The sequence below is a fragment of the Pseudodesulfovibrio pelocollis genome, assembly GCF_030282845.1.
GTDB lineage: Bacteria > Desulfobacterota > Desulfovibrionia > Desulfovibrionales > Desulfovibrionaceae > Pseudodesulfovibrio > Pseudodesulfovibrio pelocollis.
Map to the genome: position 1 here is coordinate 1 of NZ_JASTWE010000103.1, position 1,392 is coordinate 1,392.

The window sequence follows — 1,392 nt, forward strand, 5'->3', positions numbered from 1 at the left end:
TTAGCCCATTTGACTTGGCAGAGCAAATAGGGCTGACAATTGTACCATCTTCGAGCATAAATGATGCTCGTGTTGTCGCTCGGAAGGACGGCTGTTTCCAGATTGAGTTTAACCCCAATGCACCAAAAGCAAGAAGGAACTTCTCTATCGCCCATGAGATTGTGCATACTCTTTTCCCTGACTGCGGTGCGCGAGTTAGGAATCGCGAACTAAAGACCAGTAAAGTTGGGGACGGCTGGGAGCTTGAAATGCTGTGCAATGTAGGGGCAGCAGAACTTTTAATGCCGATAGGAAGCTTCCCAGCAATAAAAGATGAAACACTTACGATTAAGAACATTCTTCGTTTGCGGAGAGAGTATGAGGTTTCTACTGAGGCTGTCATGCTTCGTGCAGTCCGCCTTACGGACGCCCCCTGCGTGATGTTTGCTTCTTCTTTAGGTGAAGGACAGGTAAAGTTTAAGATTGACTACTCATCACCTTCGCCGTCATTCCCGTTTGAAATCCAAAAGCAGTTTGAAGTACCTGCGCGAAGTGGTGTCGCGGGCTGCAAGGCTATAGGTTACACATATTCTGGACGAGAGGTTTGGTCAGATAGTTTTGGCGAGCTTGACATAGAATGTGTCGGCATACCCCCATATCCAGGACAAAGGGCGCCAAGAGTCGTGGGCGTTGCTAAGGCCCTTTCCCAGGCTTCAATAGGCACAGTGAAGATCGCCTATATGACAGGTGACGCAACAAAACCGTATGCCCAAGGGAGCGCGATCATTGCGCATATCGTGAATGACAAAGCTAAGCGTTGGGGCGGAAGAGGATTTGCTTATCACGTTAGCAAGGTTTGGCCCGAAGTTTATGATGACTTTGTTCGGTGGCGCGAGCAGGACCCGTTGAATTTTGTTCTTGGAAAAGCGAGACTCCTAGATGTTTCTGACAACATAAGTGTTTTCACGCTAATAGCGCAGCACGGCTATGGGTATTCATCCGCCCCGCGCATAAGATATCAAGCACTTGCATCTGGACTTGATGACTTGTATAATAAGGCCTCTAAGCGTGATGCCAGTGTGCATATGCCAAGGGTCGGCTGCGGCCATGGCGGTGGCGACTGGGCTATTGTCAGTGAAATGATAGAAGACAAGCTTACGAGGCGAGGGGTTCCTGTCACTGTGTATGATCCGCCTAATTAAGGGGGCGTCGTGGGCCAAGGTAAGATAGTTCTTCTGTCCGGTCCAATCTGTGCGGGGAAGTCAACTCTTGCTCAAAAACTGGCTGACAGATTCGACTTCCTGTCCGTCAAAACAACAAACTTCGTGCGGGCGCGGAAGAAGGGTGGGACTTGCCACAGAAAAACCCTCCAAGACTACGGCCAAAGGCTCGATAGGGAATATGGAGGGGACT

The 1,392-nt window shown here is 49.7% G+C and carries 1 protein-coding gene; it reads left to right on the forward strand.

Annotated elements, in window-relative coordinates:
* On the forward strand, nucleotides 1-1,181 hold a 1,181-nt coding region (locus QQS14_RS16365), incomplete at its 5' end, for an ImmA/IrrE family metallo-endopeptidase (protein ID WP_285908089.1).
* Between the last annotated feature and the right edge of the window lie 211 nt (nucleotides 1,182-1,392).